We start from the raw sequence: 23,869 nt of genomic DNA, 5'->3' as shown, positions 1-23,869 counted from the left end.
ACCAGGAGGAACCCCGTGCCCACCATCCCCGCCCGCCTGACCGGCCTCGTCGCCTCCGCCGGCGTCGCCACCGCGCTCACCGCCTGCGGCTCCGCGATCCACGGGCCGGACCTCGCCCGGTGCGCGCCCGCCGCCGGAGCGCTGATCCTCGAGTTCAGCGTGCACCAGAACGCGGCCGCCCCCGACGTCCCCGAAGACCTCGGCTGCCTCATCGAGGCCACCGTCCTGCACGGCATGCCGGTCAGCGTCGTCGGCATCGACGGCACCCCCGCCGTCGACGCCCTGGTCAACGGACGCACCTTCCCGATCCGCACCGGCAACGCGGCCGCCGCCCGCGCAGACGCCGCGGTCGCCGTCGCCACCGTGGTGGCCGCCGTCCGGGCCCTCGAGGCCGACAGCGACGGCGCCGACGTCCTGGCCGGCATGGGCCTGGCCCGCGACCTCGCCGTCTCCGGCGGCACCTCCTCGGCCACCGTCGTGCTGGTCGACCCGCTGGTGCCCGACACCGGGGCGCTGCGGCTGACCGAGCCCGGCTGGCTCTACGCCGAGCCGGCCGAGGTCGCCGACCACCTCGAGGACAGCGGTCAGCTGCCGCCGGCCGACGGCCTTCACTACCTGCTGGTCGGGGTCGGCCACACGGCCGCCCCGCAGCAGCCGCTGCCGACCGCGGTGCGCGACAACCTCACCGCCATCTGGACCGCGGTCCTCGAGCGTGGCGGCGCGCAGGTGGCCATCGACCCCCGGCCCCGCCAAGGCCAGGGCCCCGACACCCCGTTCACCACGCAGACCGTGACGGTGTCCGAGATCGACCAGCCGACCCCGTGCACCGGCGCGCCGCTGGTCTACGACAACACCTCCCCGGTGGGCTTCCAGCCCGACTCCGACGTCCTGCGGGACCCGGCGGCCGCGGCCGAGGTCCTCGCCGGAGTCGCCGACTGGCTGCTGGCCGACCCCCGGCGGCACGCCGAGATCGTGGGCACCACCGCCAACGTCGGCGACATGGCCGGCCAGGAAGAGCTGAGCCGGCGGCGCGCGGCCACCGTCGAGCGGCTCCTGCTCGACCTCGGCGTCCCCGCCGGCCAGCTGCACAGCGACGGCGTCGGCAGCGCCTTCGACGACTACGTCGACGACGCCGGCAACCCCGCCGCCCGCCAGCTCAACCGCACCGTCCGGATCACCCTGACCGGCCCCCACAGCAGCTGCTGACCCCGCCGGGGGTGCGGTCGCCCCGCACCCCCGGCCCTCCCACCCGCTCAGGAGTCCCCGTGCCCGACGCGCTGTCCCTCCTCCTCCCCCTCCTGTTCCTCGCCGGCATCTCCGCCGTCCTGCTGCGCGGACGCCGCCCGGCCTTCCGTCCCGCGTCCGCCGACGCCCGGTTCGGCTCCGTCCAGGGCCCGCTCATGGCGACCTGGCTGGCCCTCGTCGCCGCCACCTGGACGCTGCTCGACCTCGCCGGCACCGAGCGGCTGCCGGTGGCCCCCTCCGTGGTCGCCACCCTGGTGCTGGCCGTGCTCGTGGGCCTGGTCGCGGCCCCGCGCGCGACGCTGTTCGTGCTGGCCGCCGCCGGCCTGGCCGGGCAGTTCCTGGCCCTCGCCGACGACCACGGCCTCAGCGTCGCCGCCGGGCTCATCGCTGTCACCGGCCTGGTGACCTGGTTGTTCGGCGCGCTCCGTGGACTGCTCAGCCCACGGGCCGGCGCCGGACGGCTGGTGGCCGCCGGCGTGGTGATCGTGGTGCTGCTGCAGGTCACCGCCGCCTCCTGGGCCGGCCCGGGCGACCCGCCCGCGCCGGTCCCCGCCGCGGGGGATGCCCGGTGACCGCCGGGACCGGGGTCCTGGCCGTCGGCAGCGCGGCCACGGTCGACTTCCCCGTGTTCCGCGCCGCGGCGACGGCCGGGGCCGCGCTGCTCGACCTGCCCGTGCCCGCCCGCTGGACCTGGACCGTGCAGGCCGGCGGCGGAGCCCCAGCGCGCGCCTGGCTGGCGATCGACAGCCTCGACGACGACCGCACGGCGGAGGCCGTGGAGACGGCGGAGGCCGCGCTCCGGTCGAGCATGCCGTGGCTGGGCTGGGTGGCGGGCGGCCCAGAGGAGCCCGACGGGCTCCTGCCGGTCGCCGCGGACCTCGTGCAGGCGCCCCCGGATCCGCCCGGGACCGTGACCGATGACGACGCGCCCTGGGGGCCGGATCTGCTGCTGCCCTTCTGGCGCGGCGTGCACGCCGGTCCGCACCGGGTCCGCGTCGCCCTGCGCTACCGGGCCCCGGCCGCGCCCGGCGCCCCGGGCGCGGCGCCCACCGGCAGCCTCACGCTGTCCTCCGCGTCGTCCGCGGTGCTCGTGCACGCGGGCCTCCTCGCCGCCGCGCTCAGCCGCGGCCCCGGTGAGCTGACTGTCGCACCGCACCGCTCAGCCGCCGGCATCCTGCCGCTGCCGGCCAGCCGGGTGGGCCGGTGCCTGGCCGCCGTCTGCCTGCTCCCCGACGCGTGGCCGAGCCGGCCGCTGTGCCCGCCGGCGGAGGTGGTCGAGCGCCTGGCCACCACCACCCCGCCGCACACCGTCGTCTTCGGCGGCAGCGGGCTGGGCAAGACCACGCTGCTGGAGGCCCTGGTCGAACACCGCCTGGCGACCGGCCGCACCACGGTGGTCATCGACCCGCACGGGGACCTCGCCGCCCGCGCCGCCGTCAGCGCGCAGGCGCTCGGCCGGCCGGCGACCAGCCTGGACTTCGGCGACGCCGAGCAGCCCCCGCTGTGGAACCTGACCCAGCCGCCGGCCGGCACCGACCCCCGCGCCTGGGCCGCGGACCTGCTCGACGCCATCCAGGCCAGCTGGCCCGATGCCGACCAGCAGTGGTTCGGCCCCGTGTACCGCCGCGCCATGCACAGCCTGCTGCTGCCCCTGGTCCTTGACCCCCGCGGACCGTGGCCGCTGGGCCGGGTGCACGACCTCGCGGCTCCCATGGCCAGCGGACCCGCGCGGCCCGGCGGCGCCAGCGAGCAAGCCGCCGGCGCCGACCGGTGGCGGCGGGACGTGCTCGCCCGGATCGACGACCCGGCGGTGGGCCGCGACCTGTGGGAGGCGGTCCGCATGATTGACGGCGACCGCGAGAGCCACGCCCGCACCTGGCTGCTGAGCAAGCTCGAGCCGCTGCTGCGGCACCCGGGCATGCGCCGTGTGGTCGACACACCGGTCACCAGCGTCGACCTCGACGCCGTGCACGCGGGCCGGTCACTGTTCGTCGCCGCACCGGCGAGCGTCCTCGGCGACGAGGGCGCCACGGTGCTCAGCATGCTGGTGCTCCGCCGGATCTGGAGCGGGCTGCGCCGGCTGGGCCCGCCCCCGGGAGGCCTGGACGTCGTGCTCGACGAGGCGCACCGCATGCCGGCCGCCCTGTGCCGCGAGCTGCTGGCCGAGGGCCGCAAGTACGGCCTCCAGCTACGGCTGGCCACCCAGTCCCCCAGCCTGCTCGCCCCGCAGCTGCGCTCGGCGCTGCTCACCAACGCCGGCACCGTGGCGACCCTGCGGCTCGGCGCCGAGGACGCCGCACACGTGCGCAGCCGCTTCCCCGACCTGGCGAGCGAGGAACTGGGCACGCTTCAGCCCTACCGGGTGGCGGTCACCCCGGTCGGCGGGGCGACGTCCCTGGGCACCGGCCCGCGGGGCCGGCCGCTGGACGACGGGGGCGCCCTGCGCGCCGCCCACCGCACCGAGCTGGTCCGGGCCCGCGGCCGCGCCCTGGACCGGCTGCGGTCCGACCTGGACGCCCGGCTGACGGCGCTGGCCACACCGCCGGCGCCCGCGCGGCACCCGGCGGACGGCCCGCGGCGGCCGGGGCTCCCGGTGCTGCCCCGGTGACCGTCGTCCCGGGGACCGGCCGCGCCCGGGCAGGAGGTCCCTGCGGAACCCATTGTCAGGAACGGCACCGTGCTGTCTCATGCGACGACGTCCCGACGACGGCAGGGGGAGCCCGTGCTCGACGACGACGGCCAGTGGCCGGTCTGGACCGCCCCGCCCGCGCCCCAGGCGCACCGCGACGGATACGGCGGCATCGCCCGCCACGTCGTGCCGCAGGTGCTGGAGCAGCGCATCCGGCACGCCTTCCCCCTGGGCGTCCGGGAGTTGTGCCGTCAGCAGGTGCCCGCCGGTCCCGCGCTGGACCACCTCGTGGTGCAGCGGCTGTGGGACAGCCTCGTCGCCCGGCGGTTGGCCTACACGGCCCCGCCCTGGCACCCCGCGCACGGCCAGCGCATCCGCGACCCCGAGTGGCTCTGGCGCTCCGGCGGCTCGGGAACCTGCCTGGACCTGGCGCTCCTGCTGGCCGCCGCCTGCCTCAACGAGGACCTCGACACCTTCCTCGTCATGCTGCGCGGCCGGAACGAGGCGCACGCCGCCGTCGCCGTCCGCCTCGGCAGCACGCCCGGCGTCGGCGACCTGCCCCTGGGGGTGGCCACGACCGATGCGCACGGGGTCGGCGTGGTCGTCGACCCCGGCGAGTTCGTCGGTGAGCCCGACATCCTCCTGCTCGACCCCACCACCGGCACCGCCGCATCGCCCGACACCTCGCTGAAGCACACGTTCGACGTCCTGGCCGGCCTGATCGGCTGCGGCCGGTACGAGCGGGTGCACCTGGTCGACGTGACCGTCCGGCAGCGGCTCGGCGACCGACCGCTCCCGGCGCCGAGCCGGCGCGGCACCCTGCGCAGCCGGCTCGCCGCGCCGCAACTGTCCCGCACCCGGTCCTTCCCCTCACGCGACCGGGCCTGGGCCTCCCTCGCGCAGCGGCGCGGCGGGATCGTCGTGATCCACGGTCCGGAGGGCACCGGCAAGAGCACCCTGGCCCGCCAGTTCGCGCTCGAGGCCGATCACGGCTTCGGCTGGTTCCTCTCGGGTGGAACCCGCGGGGCGTACCGAGCATCGCTGGCGCGCGCGGAGCTGACCGAGCGGGCGCAGGAGCTCGCAGCCCTCGACGCCGACATCGAGGCCGAACTCGCCCGCAGCGCCCTCGACCGGCTGGCCGACGAGGCAGGCGACTGGGTGGTCGTTCTCGACAACGCCAACGACGGACCCGGTCCCCTCGGTGCGCTCCCCGTCCCCGGGCCCGGTCAGTTGCTGATCGTCACCACGACCGGGGCGCCGGACGCGTGGCCGGGCGCGGCCCCCGTGGAGCTGCCGGAGCTCGACGAGGCCGACCTGGTGCGCACCGACGTCGACCAGCGGCTCCGCCGCGTCACGGCCGGCAGCCCACTGCTGCTGTCCGCCTTCACCGCTCTCGACGCCGCGGTCCCGGACGCCCTCGGCGAGCTGCCGCCGGAGCCGATCACCGATGTGGACGCCGGTGCACGGCTCTACTGGTCGCGGCTGAGGTCGGCGCTGCCGCGCGAGGCGCCGCTGGCCCAGCGCCTGGCGCTGCTGCCCCCCGATGCGATCGAGCGGACGGTCGCCGACGGGCTCGCCCCGGGGACAGTTAGCCGCCTGGAGCGGCTTGGGCTGGTGACGGCGCTGTCCGACGACAGCTACTCCCTGCATCGGGTACTGGGCCGGGCCATCCGCGCCGCAACCACGAGCGAGGGCACGGCCGCAGGGGCAGCTGGCGACGTTCTCGCCGACGAGGGAGCGTTCCTATCCCTCGTCCGGTTCGCCGATCCACAGGTGACCCAGGTGCTGGCCGAGGCCCTCGAAGGCTGCGAGGACGGCCTCGCCTTGGCCCGGTTGGGATCCCTGCAGGAGCTGCACGACGGGGTGAAGGCGTCGCTGGCGACCTATCACCGAGCCGAGACCCTTCTCAGCGCCGTTCCTCCCACCCCGGGCACGGTGCCTGCCGCGGCCCTGGCCGACTGCTACCACGCGCGGGCGCGCGAGGTGAACCACCGCCCACCAAACTTGCTCACCGATGACGATCTCGTGTCTGCGCGGGCCGCGGTGACCGCCGCCGTCATGCTCCGGGGTCCCGAGCCGTCGGTCGAGAGGGAAAAGCACCTGGCGCTCGGGACGCTGCTCCGACAGCGAGCCGCCGACCGTCTCCCCGACGGCAGCCCGGAGCAGATCGCGGAGTACCGCGCGGTGGCGAACGAATTGGACGGGTCGTGGACACGCCGCCGCGAAGTCCTCGGCGACGAGCACCCACTGGTCGACCGGGCGCTGTTCAACCGTGCCGGGGTGCGGCTCAGGCTCGCCCGACTGGAGCCGGACCATGCCCCAGGGCACCTCTCCGTCGCCGAGCAGGTCTACCGCCGCACCCTCGACTTCCGCCGACGGCGCTACGCCGAGCGCAGCCCGCTGACCTCCGCGTCGCTCTGGGGGGTGGCCGCCTGGGGCTACTACGCCGTCCTCCTCGAGGTGACCGACGAAACACGAAGCACGATCGAGGAAGCCGTGCACCACGCCGCCGAGTCACTGGCTATGCGCATGGCCCTGGCTATCCCCGGCGACGTCACCAAGAGCGCGTCGATCCTGGCAAAGCTGAGCCTTCTACAAATCCGGAACTCCGGCGGGGACGCCTCCGCGCTAGGACACGAGGCGTTGAACGAGCTGAGGTTGCCCTGCCCCGAGCCACCCGTTCCCGAGCAGCCAGCCCAGATTCCCACCGGGGAGATGGCGCCTGTGGTAATCCCCCTGCAGCACCACGCGGACCTGGCACCGCCACGCGCGGCCGCCGGCCACTGAGGCTGGGCCAGCGTCAGGTGCGCAGACGGCCGCCCGGGAGTGGTGACCGGAGCAGTGACCGCGGCTGCCACCCGACCGGGTGAGCTGCGTCCGGGTGATCCACCCGTGCAGGCGGCGCACCGGCCGTAAGCGAACCGGCCACCTCGTCGAAGGACGCGGCGACCCCGCCGGCACCTGCGGGCGGCATGCCCCGAGACCGCGGCGCCGTTACCCTGCCGGTCCTGACCGCGCCGAACGCACCCCGGGCGCGGTCACCGAACCACGAGCGCCGTCAACAGCAAGGGGGCGAGATGGCGGTAGATGCTCAATACGAGTCCGCCTACCGTGTGCTGGTCGGACACCGGCGAACCGACGGCACGACGAAGAGCACGCGGCAGCTGCACACCGAGTACATCCGGCTCGTCGACGAGCTAGTGCGACGGATGACAGCGCCCGAGGTCGCCGCAACCGACCCCCCGCACTTCGACTTCGTCATCTGGCTGGACAAGTCCGCCCGACCGATTGCCTGGCTGACGCGGGCGCTGTGGCCGCTCCTCGCCACCGACGTCGACGGGACGACACCGCCCATGCCGCAGTTCCGCTTCGTGAACATCGACCGCAACCAGTGGGCCACGAGCGTCGACCCCGAGGGTCGGGGCACCACCCACGTCGAGCGCCTCGACCCGAGCATCTTCCGGAGCCTCCGCTCGATCTTCCTGCGCCATCCGGCGGACCGGGAGGAGGGTCTGACCGTCCGGGTGGACCGGGCTCCGGCGACGCTGGACGGCCGGCGGCTTCTCATCGTCGACGAAGTGCAATCCAGCGGCCGCACGCTGGATTACGCGCAGCGCTTCTTTCGCAAGGCCTTCCACGACGTGCACGTGGAAGGCGCCCACTGGATGGGCGGGCTGACCACCAGGGGGACTGCGACGGGGAACGCGGACATCCCGGTCTGGTATAGCGACACGACGGTCCTCGGTCGCGGGGTGGGGAACCGGAACATCGACGCATCCCTGAAATCCCCGCACCCCACGCAGCGACTGGGCGCGTGGTTCCTCAGCACCCGGCTCCCGACCCCTGATCCCCTCAGCGCTCGCCTTCGGCTGGAGATCAGGCAGCTCGCAGCCGACGCGCGGGCGGGGAACGTCCTCATCGAGCCGTCCCCCCGCCGCCCGGAGGAGGACTACGACGAGCGCGTCCATCGCCTGAACGGCTTGACGATCAAGGAGTTCATCGACAGGAAGAGGCTGCTCTGATCCATCCGACATCCGACATCCGAGGATGCGGTCGCAATAACCGACCGGCTGGTACGCCAGCGCCTTCCTGCCGGACTCGCAGGGATCTAGACGCGGCACGCGGGATGCGACCCTGCAGGAGGCTCGACGGCTGCGGATGAGCCAGGCGTCGCCCGGATCGTCCGCCGCCGCCCGATCCGCGGCTCAGCCAGGTCCCGGTACCCACGCGGCCGACCCCACCGGCTGCACGAGCTGTGCAAGCGGACACAACCGTCAGGGCATCTGGTAAGCCACGATCGACGAAGCGTCCGGCGCACCGGCCTCACAGGCAGCCGTCTGCACGTCGGCCCCGTCGTCTCGCCGCCCCGTGAGGTCCGCGCGCGTGACCCTCCGGCTCGCCGCTCCACGAGGTCGGTCCGCCGACAGGCTGGCGTGGCGGGCGGCTGGTCCCCGGACGGACCGAACCGTCGGCCACCGTCTGCTCCATGACGGCGGGTCCGACCGGAAGCCGCTTCAACGCGTACGAGGGGGTGAACCGCATGAGCAGCCCCGAGAACAAAGAGCGCCCCAACGCCAGCGAGACGGCGCCAACCCGCGACCGGGAGGCGACGGTCCGCGCACTGGGCCGCGCCGCCATCCGCGGCGCAGCCAGCCGATAGGCCCACCAGCACCACGGCGGGGGCCGGGGCGTCCCCCCGGCTCCCGTCGCCGGCCCAGCGGTCGCGGCCGTGGTCCGGTTGACGCTCGGTCCTGTCCGGTGACCGACGTCCCGGTCGCCGCGGTGCTCGCCGGCGTCGTGCAGGACCAGGCCGCCGGCACCTCAAGTACTGAGCGACGCTGTCGGCGTTGCCGAGCTCGGCCCGCGATGCCCCGTCGTCGACAAGCCGCTTGCTCACCGTTTCGACCCGGGCCGCGCAGCCACCTCAATCCTGTCCAGGCCCCTCCTCCGAGTCCAGGCTGCTCAGTGGGTGACGCCCTCCCGCTCCGAAGCGCTCCATGTCCGACGGAGACCGCTGGCGCGCACCAGGTGCCGTCCGACAGCGGCCCGGACGGCGTCCTCGGTCGCCACCACTCGAACGCGCTCGCTGGCTCGGGTCACGGCCGTGTACAGCAGCTCCCGGGTCAGCAGCGGAGAGGTCGCCGGCGGCAGCAGCACGGTGACCGCCTTGTACTGGCTGCCCTGGCTGCGGTGCACCGTGAGCGCGTGGGCCGCGGTGATCGCCGAGAGCCGCGACGGGGCCAGCAGCCGGGGCGCGGGGCTGCCCGGGAACGCCGCCCGCGGGCCGTCCGGTGTCTGCACGACGACGCCGGCGTCGCCGTTGTACAACCCGTTCTCGTAGTCGTTGGCGGTCACGAGCAACGGTTCGCCGGGCCGCCAGTCCCCCGGCGCCGCGCCGGCCCACCGACTGATCCGGTCGTTCCAGTGCGAGACGCCGAAGGGACCGTGCCGGTGGGCGCACAGCAGCCGGTGCTCGCCGAGCAGCGCCAGGCTGGCCGTGGCATCACCGGACCGCGCCGCGGCCCGGAGCGCGTCCCCGGCGGTCCTGACCTCGGACTCCAGCTCGGCGGTGCCCGCAACGAGGGACAGCCCGGTCCCGGTGTGCAGCAGCTCGAGCACGCGGTCGGCATCCCCCCGGCGGATCGCCTCGGCCAGGCCCCCGATGACTGCGCCGTACCGGTGGCTCACCCGCAGCCGGATGACGCCGTGGTGCAGCTGCCGACGATCCTCGTCGTCCAGGTCGGCCGCGTCCTCGTGCACCTCCGCCCGCAGCGGGACCGGCAGCGCCGGGGCCGGGCGGTGCACCAGGTCGCTGAGCACGGCGCCGGCCTCCACCGGCGTGAGCTGGTCCGGGTCCCCGACCAGGATCAGGCGGGCGTCCGGCCGCACGGCCTCCAGCAGCCGAGCCATCAGCGTCAGCGGGATCATCGACGCCTCGTCCACGACCACGACGTCGTAGGGCAGGTGGTTGCCGGCGTCGTGGCGGAACCGGCTGCGGCTGTCCGGGCGCCAGCCCAGCAGCCGGTGCACCGTGGACGCGGCCAGCTCCCTCGGCAGGCCCAGGCCGGCGGCCTGCTCCCGCACCGACTCCTGCAGCCGGGCCGCGGCCTTGCCGGTCGGCGCGGCCAGCGCGATCCGCGGCTGCGGGCCGCGCTGGTCGCACAGCAGCTTCAGCAGGCGGGCGACGGTGTGCGTCTTGCCCGTGCCCGGACCGCCGGTCAGCACGCTGACCCAGCGGCCGGCGGCGACCGCGACCGCGAGCCGCTGGCGGTCCGGGGCCGGGCCGTCGAACAGCTCCCCGAGGGTGGACAGGTCGGCGACGGGTGCCGGACGGGCGGCCCGGCGGTCCAGTTCCCGGCGGACCAGCTGCTCCTGCTGCCAGTACCGGTCCAGGTACAGCAGCCCGTCGACCAGGCGCAGGGGGCGCCACGGCGCGGAGGCGCCGACGGCGACCAGCGCGCTGTCGGCCAGCTCGGCCCAGTCCGCCGGCCACGGCAGCCCGCCCGGCCCCGGCGCCTCCTCGCCGGCTCCCACCGTGTCCGCGACCGTGGCCAGTTCGACGCACACCGAGCCCGTGCGGACGCCGCGAACGGCGAGCGCCGCGGCCAGCTGCACGACCGGGGACTGCTCACCGCCCAGCCGGGCCAGGCGCAGGGCGACGTGCACGTCGGCGGCGGAGAGCACCCCGGCCTCGCAGAACTGCCGGAGCAGCCCCGCGGCGCGGACGGGGATCACGACCGACCGGCCAGCAGGTCCGACAGCTCGACGACGAGCGCCGGCGGTGGCGACCAGGTGAACACGCCGGCACCGTCGGGGTTGCCGGGACCGGTCATGCCGCGGACGAACAGGTACAGGACCGGGCCCAGGTGCCGGGCCGGGTCGTAGCCGGTCTGCCGCCAGCGCAGGTAGCGGTGCAGGGCCACCGAGTACAGCAGGGCCTGCAGCACGTAGTGGCCGCGCAGCATCTCCTCCGCCATCGCCTCCGGCCGGTAGTGCCAGGTGGTCAGTGGCTCGGCCCCGAGCCGGTTGGTCTTGTAGTCCACGACCGCGAACCGCGGGCCGGGCAGGCGGAGGACCCCGTCGATGCTGCCGGTGAGGAACCCGCGCAGCGCGACCGGGTCGAGGGCCGCCAGGACGTCCGGATAGCCGGCCAGCGCCCCCAGGTCGTGCCGGCGCAGCAGCTCGACGACGTCGGTGAGGGTGGCGTGGTCACCGGGTGCGTCGCCGCCGGCCAGCGGCAGCTCGAACTCCAGTTCCGCGACCCGATCGGCGGGGAGGACGTCGGCCAGGGTGATCCCGAGGGCGCCCAGCGGCGTGGCCAGCACCGGCCGCAGCGCGTCGGCCAGCGCTCCCGCGGTGACCCCCGGCAGCGGCCGGCGGGCCAGCGCCTCGGCGCACCGCCGGTCCAGCGTCGCGGGATGGGGGTCCTCGAGGACGTCGTGGACGAGCGTGCCGAAGGTGGCGCCGCCGGGCAGGTCGCGCAGCGGCGAGGGCACGGCGTTCCCCGGCGGCGCCGACGGGGCGGACCCGTCGCTGTCGAACTCGTCGTCGACCACGGCGACGTCCGGCTCGGAGCCGAGCGCCGGCGGATGGGCGGCGACGGTCAGGGCGCTGTAGGAGGTGCGCCGCCAGTCGGGGTCGAGCACGCGGGTGAACCGGCTGACCTGCAGGACCTCCGTCGGGGCCGGTTGCGTCGCCGTCCACCGCGGCGGAGCGGCCGGGGTCACCGTCTGGATTTCGATCAGGTGGCCGGGGGCGTCGGCGAGCTCGTCGAAGCGGCGGATCACGTCGTCGTCCGGGGGCGGGGGCACGCTCGCCGCGGGCACGGCGCCGGCGCCGTTGCCGCCGAAGAGCAGGCGGTGCAGCGCCGCACCCTGCGTGTTGCCGCTCGGCGCCCAGTGCGCGACCACCTGGCACTGGGCGCGGGTCTGCGCGACGTAGAGCAGCCGCAATTCCTCCCCCGACTCCTCGGCCCGGTGGCGGGCGAGGGAGGCCGGGTAGCCGGGGTCGGTCGGGCCGCCGACGTCGAGCACGCGGTGCCCGGCGTCGTCGTGCAGCCGCAGGATGTCGGGATCGGCGGGCGTCCAGCAGTCCCAGCCGAAGGGCACGTAGACGACCGGGAACTCCAGCCCCTTGCTCACGTGCACGGTCATCACCTGGACCGCGGCGGTGTCGGAGTCCAGCCGGCGGGTGCGGTCCTCGGCGGCGTCCCCGGCCGAGAGGGCGATCCGGCGGCGCAGCCAGCTCACCAGGGCGCTCACCCCGGGCGCCTCGCTGCGCTGCGCGGCGTGCAGCACCTGCCCGACGTGCCGGAGGTCGGTCAGCGCCCGGTCGCCGTCCGGCCGGGCGAGGATCCTGGCCGGCAGGTGCTCCTCCGCGCTGAGCGTCTCCAGCAGGGCGGCGACGCCCCGGTCGGCGAGCAGGTCGGCCCAGCGGCGCAGCCGGGCGCCGAGCCGGTCGGTGACGGCGTCGGCGTCCGCGTCGAGGGCCGCCTCGGTGTAGCCGAAGAACGGCGAGACGGCGGCGGCGCGGACGCGGCCCGGCCGGTGCGGCTGCTCCACCGCCTCCAGCAGCACCAGCCACGCCCGCGCGCCGGCGGTGGCGAACACGCTGCCGCCGCCGGCCACGGTCGCCGGCACCCCAGCGGCGCTCAACGCCTCCCGGATCAGCCGGCCCTGCTGGTTGGTGCGGACCAGGACGGCGAGGTCCCGCGGCTGCAGGGGCCGCCCGTGCAGCCGGGCCGGCCCGGACAGCAGGTCCACGATGTCGGCGGCCACGTCGCCGGCGACGGCGGTCCGCAGCGGATCGATGCGCGGCAGGCCGCGCCACAGCGGGCCGTGCCCGGTGCGGCTCACGCGCCGCAGCCGCAGCGGGGCGCCGGCCCCGGTCAGGCGGGCGTGCGGGTGGGCGGCGTCGACCGGGCGGACCACGATGCGGGGGTCACCGAGCGCGGCGCCGTCGAACAGGTGCGCCAGCGCGCCGAGCAGCGGCCGGTCGCTGCGCCAGTTGCAGGTCAGCGTGGCCGCGCCGGTGGCGACCGCCGCCGCCTGCAGATAGGTGGTGACGTCGCCGCCGCGGAACGCGTAGATGGCCTGCTTGGGATCGCCGATCAGCACCAGGGTGGTGCTGCCGTGGAAGGCGGTGCGCAGGATGTCCCACTGCACCGGGTCGGTGTCCTGGAACTCGTCGACGAGCACCACCCGGAACCGGCGGCGGATCCGGGCGCAGGCCACGGCGCCGTGCTCGGCGTGGGTCAGCGCGTCGCGCAGCCGGACCAGCCAGTCGTCGTAGTCGACCAGCCCGAGGCGCCGCTTGCGGACCTCCACCTCGCGGCGGACCGCCTCCGCCGCCCGCCGCCGCCGCTCGGCCGCCCCCTGCGCCGCCGGCGGCCACAGCAGGGCCTGCCGGTCGCTGCCGACCGCCCGGCGGCCCAGCTCCCGCAGCTTCTCGTACGTCAGCGCGGGATCGGCGGCGGCGCCGGCCGGGGAGAACACCTGGACGTACAGGTCGTCGACGACCTCGCGGACGAGGTCGTCGATGCTGTCGGTGAAGACCGCGGCGGGATCGGCGTCGGCGGCCACGCCGAGGCCGGCGAGCATCTGGGAGCAGAAGGAGTGCGTCGTCGCGATGGTCGCGGCGTCGAAGTCGGCCAGCGCCGCCGCCAGGCGCCGCCGGCGGCGCTCCGCCTCCTCGTCGGTCACGTCGGCCAGCAGCCGCAGCACCGGATCGCCGGTGGCGGTCCGGGCGGCCTGCGGGTCGCGGAGCCCGCGCTCGGCGGAGGCCAGGCGCTCCCGGACCCGGTCCCGCAGCTCCCGGGAGGCGGCGTTGCCGAAGGTGACCAGCATGACCTGGGACAGGTCGGCCACGCCCTCGGCGACGTAGCGGGCGGTCAGCGCGGCGATCGTGAACGTCTTGCCGGTGCCGGCGCTGGCCTCCAGCACCGTCGTCCCGGTCGGCAGCGGGCCGCAGACGTCGAAGGCGTTCACGACCACTGCTCCGCGTCGCGGACCGGTGCCCACAGCCGGCAGGCCAGCGCACCGAACCGGGTGGACTCCCCCGGCCACTGTTCCCCGTCGGCCGGGGCGGCGCCCAGCAGCGTCGTCAACGGGGCGCGCTCCCCCCACACGTGCGCGTGGTGCCGGTCGTCGCGCTCGCCGCCCTCGCCGCGGGCCCACGCGTCGCCGGCGCTCCGCAGGGCCTGCTCGACGCTGGTGCCGCCCAGGCGGGCCTCGGCGTACGCCGCCGACGCCCTGGTCGCCAGCGGCAGCGGCTCGCACAGCCCGGCGTCGTAGAGCTCCAGCAGATCCCCGAGGACGTCCAGGGCGTCGGTCGGCGCCGTCAGTCGGGAGGTGCGCGCCGCGGTGCCGCGCCGGCCGACGGTCACCGCGCCGTCCCCCTCGCCGGTGGCGCCCAGCACCAGGGCGCACACCCACGCCCGCACGCGGTGCCTGGCCGACAGGGTGGAGTAGCCGACGCTGATCGCGGTTCCGTTGCGGACCCCGGTCACGGTGCCGCGCAGGTCCCGGCCGCCGACGCGGAGGCGCACGTCCACGGCGCGCGGGCTCCCGGTCAGCAGCGGCGTCGCGGCGGTCACCAGCGGCGCCACCCGGCCGCCCACCCGGATCAGGGCCTGCGCCCCGAGCTCGCCCGGAGGCAGCGTCCCGCGCAGCCACTCGGCCTGCGCCGCCTGCTCCGGGGACAGCCCCCGCAGCCGCGCGGCCAGCAGCCGCTCCCCCACGGCCCACTCCTGCAGCGGGGCCAGGGAGGTGGACAGCGCGTCCTGGATCTCGTCGTCCTCCGCGGGCAGCGAGATGCCGAGTCGCAGCCGCAGGTATGCCCGCACGGGGTGCTCCAGGAAGCCGATCAGGTCCTCGAGGGCGACCGGCCCGGTCCGCGGCGGCAGCGGCACCCGGGCGGGCGCTGCCACGCGCGGCTGCCCGGCCCGCACCGCCCCGGCCAGGTTCACCGGGTCGAAACTGAATGGTCGGGGTCCGGTGAACGCCCGCGGGTCGAACGGCTGCAGCGGGTGGCGGACCACGACCTGCTCGCGGGCACCGGGCGCCATCGCCTCGACCGTGTCCAGCAGCTCCCCGATCGGCACCGCGGGCGGCCGCTCGGCGCCGGTGACCGGATCGGCCCCGGTGTACAGCACGATCAGCCGCTCACCGGCCGCGACCAGGGCGTCCAGCAGCAGCTGCCGGTCCTCGCTGCGCGCGTCCCGCTCCCCCACGCAAGGGTTCCGGGCCAGCACGTCGTCGCCGTCGGCACCGGTCGACCGGGGGAAGCAGCCGTCGTCGAGGCCGAGCAGCACGATCACCCGGTGCGGCACCGACCGCATCGGCACCAGCGTGCAGACGGTCACGTGGCCGGTGCGGAAGTTCGCCCGGGTCGGGCGCCCCTGCAGGCAGTCGGCCAACATGGCTCGCACGTCGGCCAGCCGCAGCGGGCTGCGGCCGCCCGCGGCCGCCTCGGCGAGCGCGGCCCGGGCCTGCGCCAGCTGCCACGCCTCCCCCGGCCCGGTCGCGGTCAGCGTCTCCAGCGCGCCGGTGAGCGTGCCGGTCCAGTGCTCGACCGGGTGCTCCCCGGACAGGCCGGTGAGGACGTCGGCGAGGCGGTCGACCAGTTCGGCGAACCGGCCGGCCAGGTCGATGTCGCCGCTGTCGACGTCGTCGAGGGGCAGCGCCCGGCCCAGCCACACCGGCTCGGTCTCGTCGGTGGTGACCCCCAGCAGGAGGCGGTCCAGGCCGGCCTGCCAGGTGTTCTGCTCCACCCGCTCAAGGGCGTACGGCCGGCGGCCGTCCGCGTCCAGGCCCCACCGCACGCCGGCGCGGGTGACCCAGTCGCGCAGCCGGTCCAGCTCCTCGTCGTCGAAGCCGAACATGCGCCGGACGGCGGGCGCCGCGGCCAGGTCGAGGACCTGGCCGGCCGTCACCCGGCTCCCGGCCAGCTCCAGCAGGACGGCGACGGTGTCCAGCAGGGGGTTGGTCTGCCGGAGGCTGCGGTCGGCCAGCCGCACGCGCAGTGCGTTCCCAGGGTGCGGCACGTCGGGGCCGAGGCCGAACGCGGCCGAGACCAGCGGGGCGTAGGTCTCCACGTCCGGGCACATGACCAGCACGTCCCGCGGTTCCAGGCTCGGATCGTCCTGGAACAGCCCCAGCAGCACCTCGCGGAGGACCTCCACCTGGCGGCCCGGGCCGTGGCAGGCGTGCACGCGGACGGTGTCGTCGACCGCCCCGCCGGTGGACGGCCGGTCCTCGCGCAGGTCGGTCTGCAGGCGGTCCAGCAGCGTCGCCGCGCGGTCGGTGTCCGGATGGTGGTGGTCGACGTGCGGCGGCAGGCGCAGCTGCAGCTCCCGGACGTCCCGCCCGAGGCTGCGCAGCAGCGGGTGGCGGACGGTACGCGTGGTGGGGTCCGTGCCGCGGCGGCCGGCGCGGACCCCGCGCAGTTCCTCCCACAGCGCGGGGCTCGGATGCGGCAGCCACAGGTGGACGTCGCGGTGCTCGGCCAGGGCGGCGAGCAGCGCCAGCGCGTCGGCCGGCAACCCGGTCGGGCCGAACACGCTGACCCGCGGGGGCAGGTCCACCAGCCGGGGCTGCGCGCGGAGCCGGGTGCAGTGCGCGTCGAGGTCCTCGGCGGGGCTGGGGCCCAGCCGCTCACGCAGCCGCCGCCACAGCTCCGCCTGCCAGCGGAGATCCTCGTCCAGCGGCGTCTCACCGTCGCTGTCCCGGCCGTCGGCCCAGGCCCGCAGCATGTGCGGCCGGTGCGCGGCGTAGGAGCGGAACAGCCCGGCCAGGTGCGCGGCGACGGTCCACCGCCGGCCCCGGCGGTGATCGTCGCCGCCGTGCCCGAGGTGCTCGGCGAGGACCGCGCACCACGGGTCGGCCGAGCACTCGTCGATGACCTCCAGCAGCGGCCACACCGGCCGGGCCCACGCGTCCTGGTCCGGGCGGACACCGCGCACGGCGGCGAGCACGTCGTCGACCAGCCGCCCCGTCGACGTGAACTGCACGCCGGCGCAGATCCCGTCCGCCTCGGTCGCCGCACCGAGAGCGGTCGACAGGCGCTGGGCCAGCCACCGCTCCACACCCTTGGCCGGGACCGCGACGACCTCCCGGGCGAGCACGTCCTCCAGCGGGCCGGCCAGCATCTCCGCGAGCCCGGCGGCGAGCGAAGCCGTCCGTTCGGCCCGGTGGACGTGCAGCACCGGCCCTGTGTACCGGGCGAACCCGTCTCTTCTGAGGGTCCCGACCCAGCGCGTCCGGCTCATTCACCCCAACGGGCGCACGCGGCCTCACCCGGCACGCGGGGCCCGCAGTCTCGACCGCGCCGATCCGCTCTCCGCCCGCCGACGGGCCGTCGCCCATCCCCGGGGCGGATCGGCGGCACCCGGCGAGCGGCGGGTTCAGCTGCCGGGCGTCACAGCGCGGCGGTCAGGTCAGCCGTGAAGGCATGCGGCTCGGCCGCGGCCAGGGCCTGCTGCGCCGTGAACTCCACGACCTCGGCCGCGCCGAGCGCCTGGAGCACGACGGCGAGCACCCAGTGCTGGTCGTTGCGGGCCGCCCGGACCTCGTTGGCGGTGAGGATGACCGCCGGCCTGGCGCCCCGGACGCCCTTGACCTCGACCTTGGCCACCTGGCGCCGGGAGGTGCAGGTGAGGTCCCAGCCGCAGTTCCGCGCACTGACGTCCTCGACCTCCCAGCCGTCGCCCTCGTAGGCGTCGCGCACGGCCCGCATGGCGGCCATCTCGACGCGCTTGTTCTGTTCGGCGTCACCGAAGCCCGCGCCCGCGGATGAGCCGGCGCCTGCCGCGCCGACCGCCGCGGGCTCCGGCCAGGCGGGCAGCAGGGTCTCGAGCCGGGCGAGTTGCTCCTTGCTGACCCAGGACGGGTTGGGCCCCTGCTTCTGCACCTGCACCTCGAGGTCACCGATCCCGGCGGCCTCGAGCTCGGCGTGCGTGATCGGCGTCGTCAGCAGGGGGATGTCGACATCCACCACACCGTCCCGGGCCGGGCCCGTCACGTGGCCGAGGCCCCAGATGCCCCGGGGCATGCGCTTGCCGCCGTCGGTCGACCACAGGATGACGCGTTGGCCCGCGGCCATCATGCGGCTGCGGTAGTTCTGCGCGACGTCCCAGTCGTAGACATGGGTCCAGCCGTCGGCGACGGCGGAATCAAGCTGCGACCTCCTCGGGTTGCTCCGCAGGAGCCATGCGCCCAGGTTCTCCTCGGTGACCAATGGTGGTGCCATGCCAGCTTCGTAGCAGCCACACCACCGCCGCAGCGGCCGCCACGGCCGCACGACGAGGCGTCCGTGGCGCACGGGCCCGCTGGGGAGCACCCCCGTGAGCCCCCGGCCGGGGGCTCACGGGGTGGGCCTGTCCGGTGCATGCGCTGCGCCCCGCGCCATGAGCAGGGAGCGGTCGCTCACCGCCGCCCGGCTGCGTCATCCGGCCGGTAGAACAGCCGGAGTCCCTGGCCGGCGAAGGTGTACATGCCGCGGCTCAGCGGGGCGAAGGGGTTGCGCAACTGCAGGATGCGCCGCTGCGTCGACAGTGCGTTGGTGATGACGAGTAGCCGCCACCGGTTGTTGCGGGCATGCCTCTGCGCGGCGAGCACCTCGCTCTCCCCCAGCCGGATCTCGCCGCCGTCCTCGGTCGTCGACTTGACCTCGTACATCACAGGCCCGCCCCCGCTGGGGACGATGAAGTCGTAGCCCAGGCCGTCGTCGCCCCTGTCTCCGGGCAGCACCTGGGCACGGTTGGCGGAGACCCAGCACTCGTCGGTGAACTGATGCGGATAGCGCTCGGCGAGCCACCGGTAGGCCAGCCACTCCCCCGCGAAGCCGATCGCGTTGAGCTGCTGGTCCGAGGCACGTTCCGCGGCACCGCGGCCGCCCCCGCCGGCGGTTCCGCCTCCACCAGCCCGACGGGTCGTGGTCGGCCCCGGTGCCAGCCGGGTGTAGCGGACCGGGGACGCCAGAAACCCGGGCGCGTCCTCCAAAGACCTGCGCAGCTGCTCGCGCAGCTGCGCGTAACCGTTGCCGATGTCGATGGGCTCGCCGTCGACCCGGACGGTGCGACGAGCCCGCTGGCGCTCCTGCCGCTCCCTGTCCGCGTCGGTGAGCTGCTCCTGCAGGTCCGCCTCGGTGAGCCCGAGGTCCGTCAGGTCCGTGGTGGCCGGCATGTCCGCCGGCCATGCTCCGACGGCGACCGCCCATGCGAGGACATCGGCGGCCCGCAGCGGCCGGAAGTCCAGCGCGCCGGCCCTGTCGAGGGCCTCCAGGACGGGACGGACATCCGTCGCGTCCGACCACTCCGCGGGCAGGGACCGGGCGTTCCTGCGACACCAGGCGTGCAGCGGGGGGCCCGCAGCGGTGAGAACCCGTTCCGCCGCGTCACGGTTGTCCCGGCGGGTCGGCTCGGCCGGAGGAAGGGCGGGACCGCCCGCGGGCAACGGTCCTCCGTTCGCGAGGACGAGCTGCCGCTCGGCCTCGGCGAGGATGTCGCTGTCGGTGAGCTCGTCCCGGTGAAAGGCCCACTCCGGATCCGGCGAGAGCCGCGACCGGTTCCGCAGCAGATGCCACTGCGGGACCGGGGTGCGGGCAGCGTGCTCCGCCCAGTGGGCCCAGCGGAGCCGGTCCTGCAGCCCGGCCCAGTGCCGCACGACGGTGAGCTCGAACGCCTCGCGGTGCCGGGCACCGTAGTCGATCCGCGGGCGGGGCGGGTCGAGGGCCTCGAGCGCCTCGTTGATGTCCGCCAGCGGAATGCCCTGGTGGCGGCGGAACTCGTCGAGATCCTCGGCGCGCCGAGCGGCCAGCAGCAGCCGGTCCGCATCGTCGGCCGAGTGCCCCGCGGCGACGGCAGCGGCGCGCACCTGCTGCTCGAGCTGCTCGTCGGACGAGGGCCGCCTCGGGACCCTGAGCGCCGCCGCGGCCGCCGCCCCCCACAGGTGGAACACGACGGGCTCCAGGCGATCCAGCGTGCTCTCCACTCCGCTGCCGAGCTGGCTGATCGTGCGCTGGGCGAGGTCGAGGTCGATGTCGCATGCCTCGGCGAGCAGCGCGGGGGACAGCTCGTCCTCCGCTCGCTGCCCGGTGCGGCTGAGCCGAAGCAGCGCCAGCTTCAGTTCGGTGGCGAGGCGGGGATGACCCAGCAGCCGCATCAGCGGCTCGGTCGCCGCGTCCAGCGCCTCCCAGGACAGCGGCTGCTCGACGGCCTGCTCGAGCACGAGGGTGGGGTGGGTCGGGTGCGGCACAGGCAGGACACCGCGCAGGCGGGCCGGCGGCGGCCGGACATCGGACCCGACCCGCACGGTGACGCGGCGGGCGGTCGCCAGCCGGAGGCTGCGGGTGTGTTCCGCGAACGCCCGCAGCGTCGCCTCGCCGGGGCGCTCGTGCGCCGGAGTCCGGTGCTCGAGCACCATGAGCAGCAGGGCCCGTAGCCACGGCACCTGCGCCAGCAGGGACGGATGGCCGACCGAGGGCTCGAAGTCCGCGCCGTCGAGCAGGATCCGCAGGCCGAGCTGGCCCGGTCGCACCGCGCCGCCCGGCGACCGTTCCGCGATCCGGGCGCAGGCGGCGTCCGCGGCGGTGTCGAGCTCGAGGACCGGCATCCCGAAGTCGGCGGCGGCGCGGCGGAGGAACTCGTCATCGCCCTCGTCGGTCACGACGACCGGCCGTTGCGAGGTCAGCGCGGTGACCGGAACGGTGCTCAGCTCGCCGGTGATGCGGACGACCAGGCCGTCTGCCGTGAACCTGGCCGCGCCTCCCGGGCGTTCCAGCGTCTGCCGCCACGCTGTGCGGTAGGCGTTGTGCAGCTGGGGCACCGCCGCCGGGTCGACGCCGCCGCCGGCGAGGAGGTCGGCCAGATGGCCAACGAGGCGCGGCGCATCCGCCGGGTCGTTCCACACCCCCAGGCCCGCCCGCCGCAGGCGCGACAGGGCTGTCGGCATGCCGTCCAGCGCAGCGCGCAGGTCACTCGCGACGAGGTACGCGAATCGTGGCGGATAGGCCTCCCGGGAGCCCTCGAAGTGCCAGCAGTGCGGGGCGGCGGCGAACTCGACCGCCGATGAGCCGGCCCCGCGCACCTTGATCCACCGACCGGACCCGATGAAGACGCCGAGCGGGGTCGGGACCCGTTGCGGGTCCTTGTTGCCCGGCCGGTCCCGCTCCCAGACGGTCTCCAGGTGGCTCACCGGCCAGCTGTCCAGGCCGGCGATGACCAGACGTCCGTAGGCCTCGCGCACCGCTGTCGGCAGCACGTCGACGGCCCCTTGCCCGGGCAGCCAGGTGAGCGCGGTCAGCGCCCGGTACGGGGTGTCGGGGGATCCGGCGCGGGTCCGGGCGGCCCAGCCGGCCGACCAACCGGTCGCGATGTCCTCCGGAAGGCCGGTCGCCGTTGTCAGCACCTCGCGGGTGAGCCGCCGCCCGGTCACCGGCCGGTTGTCACGGATCTCGAGGACGGGCAGGAGATCGCTGACCCCGAGCCGGCGCAGGAAGGCCACCCAGGTGGGGAGGTCGTCGGTGGACCTCAACAGCGCTCGGGGGTCCGGCAGCAACCTCAGCGACAGCTCGGCGAGCTCGGCGGCCACGTCGCCGGCGGAGGCGACCGCGTGCAGGTCCGCGCCCCGTGTGCCCGGCCAGTGCTGGGAGAACAGCGCGCCGGAGGCCGGCACCAGGTCCCCGGAGACCGAGGGGAGCCGGATGCCGGAGTCCGCGAGCGGCAGACTGCCCGAGGGGCGGCTGCGCTGGAGGTTGAACAGGAACCGCAGCCCTTCCCGGTGTGCGATGACGCTGCTGGTCTCGGAGAGCACGACGCGCAGGTGCTCGGCGACGCTGCGGGCGTCGAACTTGCGCACGAGCCGATGCGACTGCAGGAACGTCCGGGCGCGGGTGGCCTGCCGGTTCTCGTCGTGCCAGACCAGTTCGGGATGCAGGAAGAACAGCCGCTTCCTCAGGACGGGTGGCGGATCCAGCTCGACGTCGGGGTCGACCTCGTCCTCGTCCTCGATCCGCTGCCGCACCGGGGGGAAGAACGCGGCCGCACGGTCCGCGCGCCGGGCCCGCCGGCCGCTGCCGGGCTCGCCGGCGGACGGCGACCGCGCCCCGGTCGGCGCGGCGGACCCGCGCCCGGACGGTGCCAGGCACGGCTGCAGGGTGCCGTCCTCGGCCAGGAGCAGCCGGCGGCCGCCCAGCTCGCGCGCGGCCGGCTCCGTCGGGAAGAGCCGCGCGAGGTCGTCGTAGAGCAGCTCCCACTGCCGCACCGGCAGCGTCTCCTCCAGGCACCGCGCCGCCATCATCTCCACCGCTTCGGCCAGGCGTGCAGCCGGCAGGTCGAGGTCATGGCCCAGGGCCGCCATCGTCTCGCGCAGCCGCCGGATGCGCGGATCCCCCAGCCCGGGACGTAGGCAGCGAATCCCGGCCACCTCCTCCGCGCGGGCCGGCGTGAGGACGGCCCAGGCGCCCTCGGGCCAGTGCACCGCCTGCGAGATGGAGATCGCTCCTGTCCGCCCCGGCAGCACGGGCCATGCGTGCACCGGGGTGCCGTTCCGCTGCAGATGCCTGGCGTGGGACGGCGACCAGCTGACCAGGTCGGTGACAGCAGCGGCCAGCGCCCCGGCGGCGTCGGCATCGGCCGGCGCCGCCGTCAGCAGCGCAGCCGCGGAGTCGACCGCCAGCTCGCCGCAGACGTCGAGCAGCATGCTGTTCAGCGGATGCTCCGCCTTGATGCCGGTCCGCGAGAAGTCCGTGTAGAACGGCGCGTGCAGATGGCCGGGTATCGGCGAGACCGCCTCCTCGCCCATCGGCAGGTAGGTGTAGAGACGGTGGTGGCTGCTGTTCCAGCCGTAGGGAACCGCCAGTGCGATCTCCGCCGGCTCTGTCCACTCCAGCCACGTCTCCTTGAGCCGTTCCGCCTGCACCGCTGCGGCGATGGTGACGCGCAGCCGGTCGGGGTCGACGGTTCGACGGAGGACGAGGAACTGCGCGCCGTCGTCCACCGTGACGCGCTCGGCCGTGAGGTCGTCCGCGGGCAGCGGGACCGCGGTCACGTCACGGACCAGGTGCTGCTCGGTGGTGCCGTCGTGGCCGCGCCGGACGAGGGACAACCGTTCGATCCGCGTCAGGAACAGGACGACCGGCACGGCGCTCGTGCCCAGCTCCGCCAGTCGAGCCCGGGCCTCCACGGACGCCGCAGCGCTGCGCAGCGGCAGCCGCAGGACGGAACTGAAGCCCTCCTCCCGCAGCCGCCGCACCGCCGCCGGGACGCCGGTGATCGGGACGGGCACGGTGTAGCGGGAGACGTCGGCGAGGACGCACCGCAGCAGCGACTCGTCCGGGACGATCTCGCGGAGGTCGGACTCCTCCGCGAAGCCGAAGCAGTAGCCGTCCTCCGTGAGGTCGTCCGGATGACCGCTGTAGATCTCCGGCGACTCGCAGACCTGGAGCACGCTCTTGAAGCCAACTCCCTTGTTGCCGATCCCCTCCCCGACCGGCTTGCTGCTCAACGCGAGGTTGCTGATCGCCCGGAATGCCTCGAAGTCGAAGCCGCGCCCCTGGTCGGCGGCGTAGACGGTTCCGTGCGGTCCCTCCGTCTCATCGAGCAGCAGCAGCACCCGGCCGTCCGTGGTGCCGGGCAGATGGGCGTCGTGCGCGTTCTGCAGCAGCTCCAGCAGGAAGCGGCCGCCGTACTCCGTCGCCGTCTCCTCGATCAGGCTCTTCACGCTGCGGTGCGCGTCGCTGCGGTGGCGTGTCTCCAGGTAGGAGTGGACGACGCCGGTCCCCCAGGACCGGACCTCGTCCGCGAACGTCGGTCGGCCCGGCGCCGCCGAGCCGTCACCGGGCGCGCCCGTGCCGGCGAACGCCTCCGTCGAACCCACGAGATCGTCCTCCCCCACGTGCGGCACCGTCCCGATCACCGATCCAGCGGCACGACCCGGTGTCGCCATCGACGCGCGAGCATCGCAGCGGACCCCGACAGCACGACAGTGCGGCGCGCAG

The 23,869-nt window shown here is 75.4% G+C and carries 10 protein-coding genes; 5 read left to right on the top strand and 5 right to left on the bottom strand.

All coding sequences use genetic code 11. The features are described 5' to 3' along the window. Positions 1-15: 15 nt before the first annotated feature. From ACI8AA_RS01425 to ACI8AA_RS01405, 5 genes are all read left to right on the top strand, one after another. Positions 16-1,206, top strand: coding sequence for an OmpA family protein (locus tag ACI8AA_RS01425; protein WP_457042729.1), 1,191 nt, complete (start codon positions 16-18; stop codon positions 1,204-1,206). Positions 1,207-1,265: 59 nt separating this feature from the next. Further along, complete coding sequence (locus ACI8AA_RS01420; protein ID WP_457042728.1) at positions 1,266-1,817, top strand: hypothetical protein; 552 nt, start codon at positions 1,266-1,268, stop codon at positions 1,815-1,817. Further along, positions 1,814-3,853, top strand: a complete 2,040-nt coding sequence (locus ACI8AA_RS01415; RefSeq protein ID WP_457042727.1) for a type IV secretory system conjugative DNA transfer family protein — start codon at positions 1,814-1,816, stop codon at positions 3,851-3,853. Before ACI8AA_RS01420 ends, ACI8AA_RS01415 begins: the two co-directional genes overlap by 4 nt. Before the next feature lie 114 nt (positions 3,854-3,967). Next, positions 3,968-6,661 (top strand): AAA family ATPase, encoded by a 2,694-nt coding sequence (locus ACI8AA_RS01410; RefSeq protein WP_457042726.1) that lies wholly within the window; start codon positions 3,968-3,970, stop codon positions 6,659-6,661. 185 nt (positions 6,662-6,846) lie between these two features. Beyond that, the gene (locus ACI8AA_RS01405) at positions 6,847-7,896 is read left to right on the top strand and encodes a hypothetical protein (protein ID WP_457042725.1); all 1,050 of its coding nucleotides are present in this window, start codon (positions 6,847-6,849) and stop codon (positions 7,894-7,896) included. A 940-nt stretch (positions 7,897-8,836) separates the two neighbouring features. Here the strand turns inward: ACI8AA_RS01405 and recD are convergent. The 5 genes from recD to ACI8AA_RS01380 form a co-directional block, all read right to left on the bottom strand. Next, the gene (gene recD, locus ACI8AA_RS01400; protein WP_457042724.1) at positions 8,837-10,609 is read right to left on the bottom strand and encodes an exodeoxyribonuclease V subunit alpha; all 1,773 of its coding nucleotides are present in this window, start codon (positions 10,607-10,609) and stop codon (positions 8,837-8,839) included. Beyond that, positions 10,606-13,860 (bottom strand): UvrD-helicase domain-containing protein, encoded by a 3,255-nt coding sequence (locus ACI8AA_RS01395; protein ID WP_457042723.1) that lies wholly within the window; start codon positions 13,858-13,860, stop codon positions 10,606-10,608. Before ACI8AA_RS01395 ends, recD begins: the two co-directional genes overlap by 4 nt. Further along, positions 13,857-17,078, bottom strand: a complete 3,222-nt coding sequence (gene recC / locus ACI8AA_RS01390) for an exodeoxyribonuclease V subunit gamma (protein WP_457042722.1) — start codon at positions 17,076-17,078, stop codon at positions 13,857-13,859. The genes ACI8AA_RS01395 and recC overlap by 4 nt, the downstream gene beginning before the upstream one ends. Before the next feature lie 212 nt (positions 17,079-17,290). Further along, positions 17,291-18,121: a DUF3883 domain-containing protein gene (locus ACI8AA_RS01385; RefSeq protein WP_457042721.1), complete on the bottom strand. Its 831-nt coding sequence runs from the start codon at positions 18,119-18,121 to the stop codon at positions 17,291-17,293. Positions 18,122-18,297: 176 nt separating this feature from the next. Next, positions 18,298-23,748, bottom strand: a complete 5,451-nt coding sequence (locus ACI8AA_RS01380) for a sacsin N-terminal ATP-binding-like domain-containing protein (protein WP_457042720.1) — start codon at positions 23,746-23,748, stop codon at positions 18,298-18,300. Positions 23,749-23,869 lie beyond the last annotated feature (121 nt).

The sequence above is a fragment of the Geodermatophilus sp. SYSU D01180 genome (assembly GCF_054050415.1).
Note: the sequence above shows the minus strand (reverse complement) of the source record. Positions and strands in the feature narration are given on the sequence as shown.

Excerpts from the sequence above, each read along its gene's own strand:
- ACI8AA_RS01405 (WP_457042725.1), top strand. The coding sequence starts at position 6,847 with ATGCCCCGAGACCGCGGCGCCGTTACCCTGCCGGTCCTGACCGCGCCG.
- ACI8AA_RS01385 (WP_457042721.1), bottom strand. The coding sequence starts at position 18,121 with ATGGCACCACCATTGGTCACCGAGGAGAACCTGGGCGCATGGCTCCTG.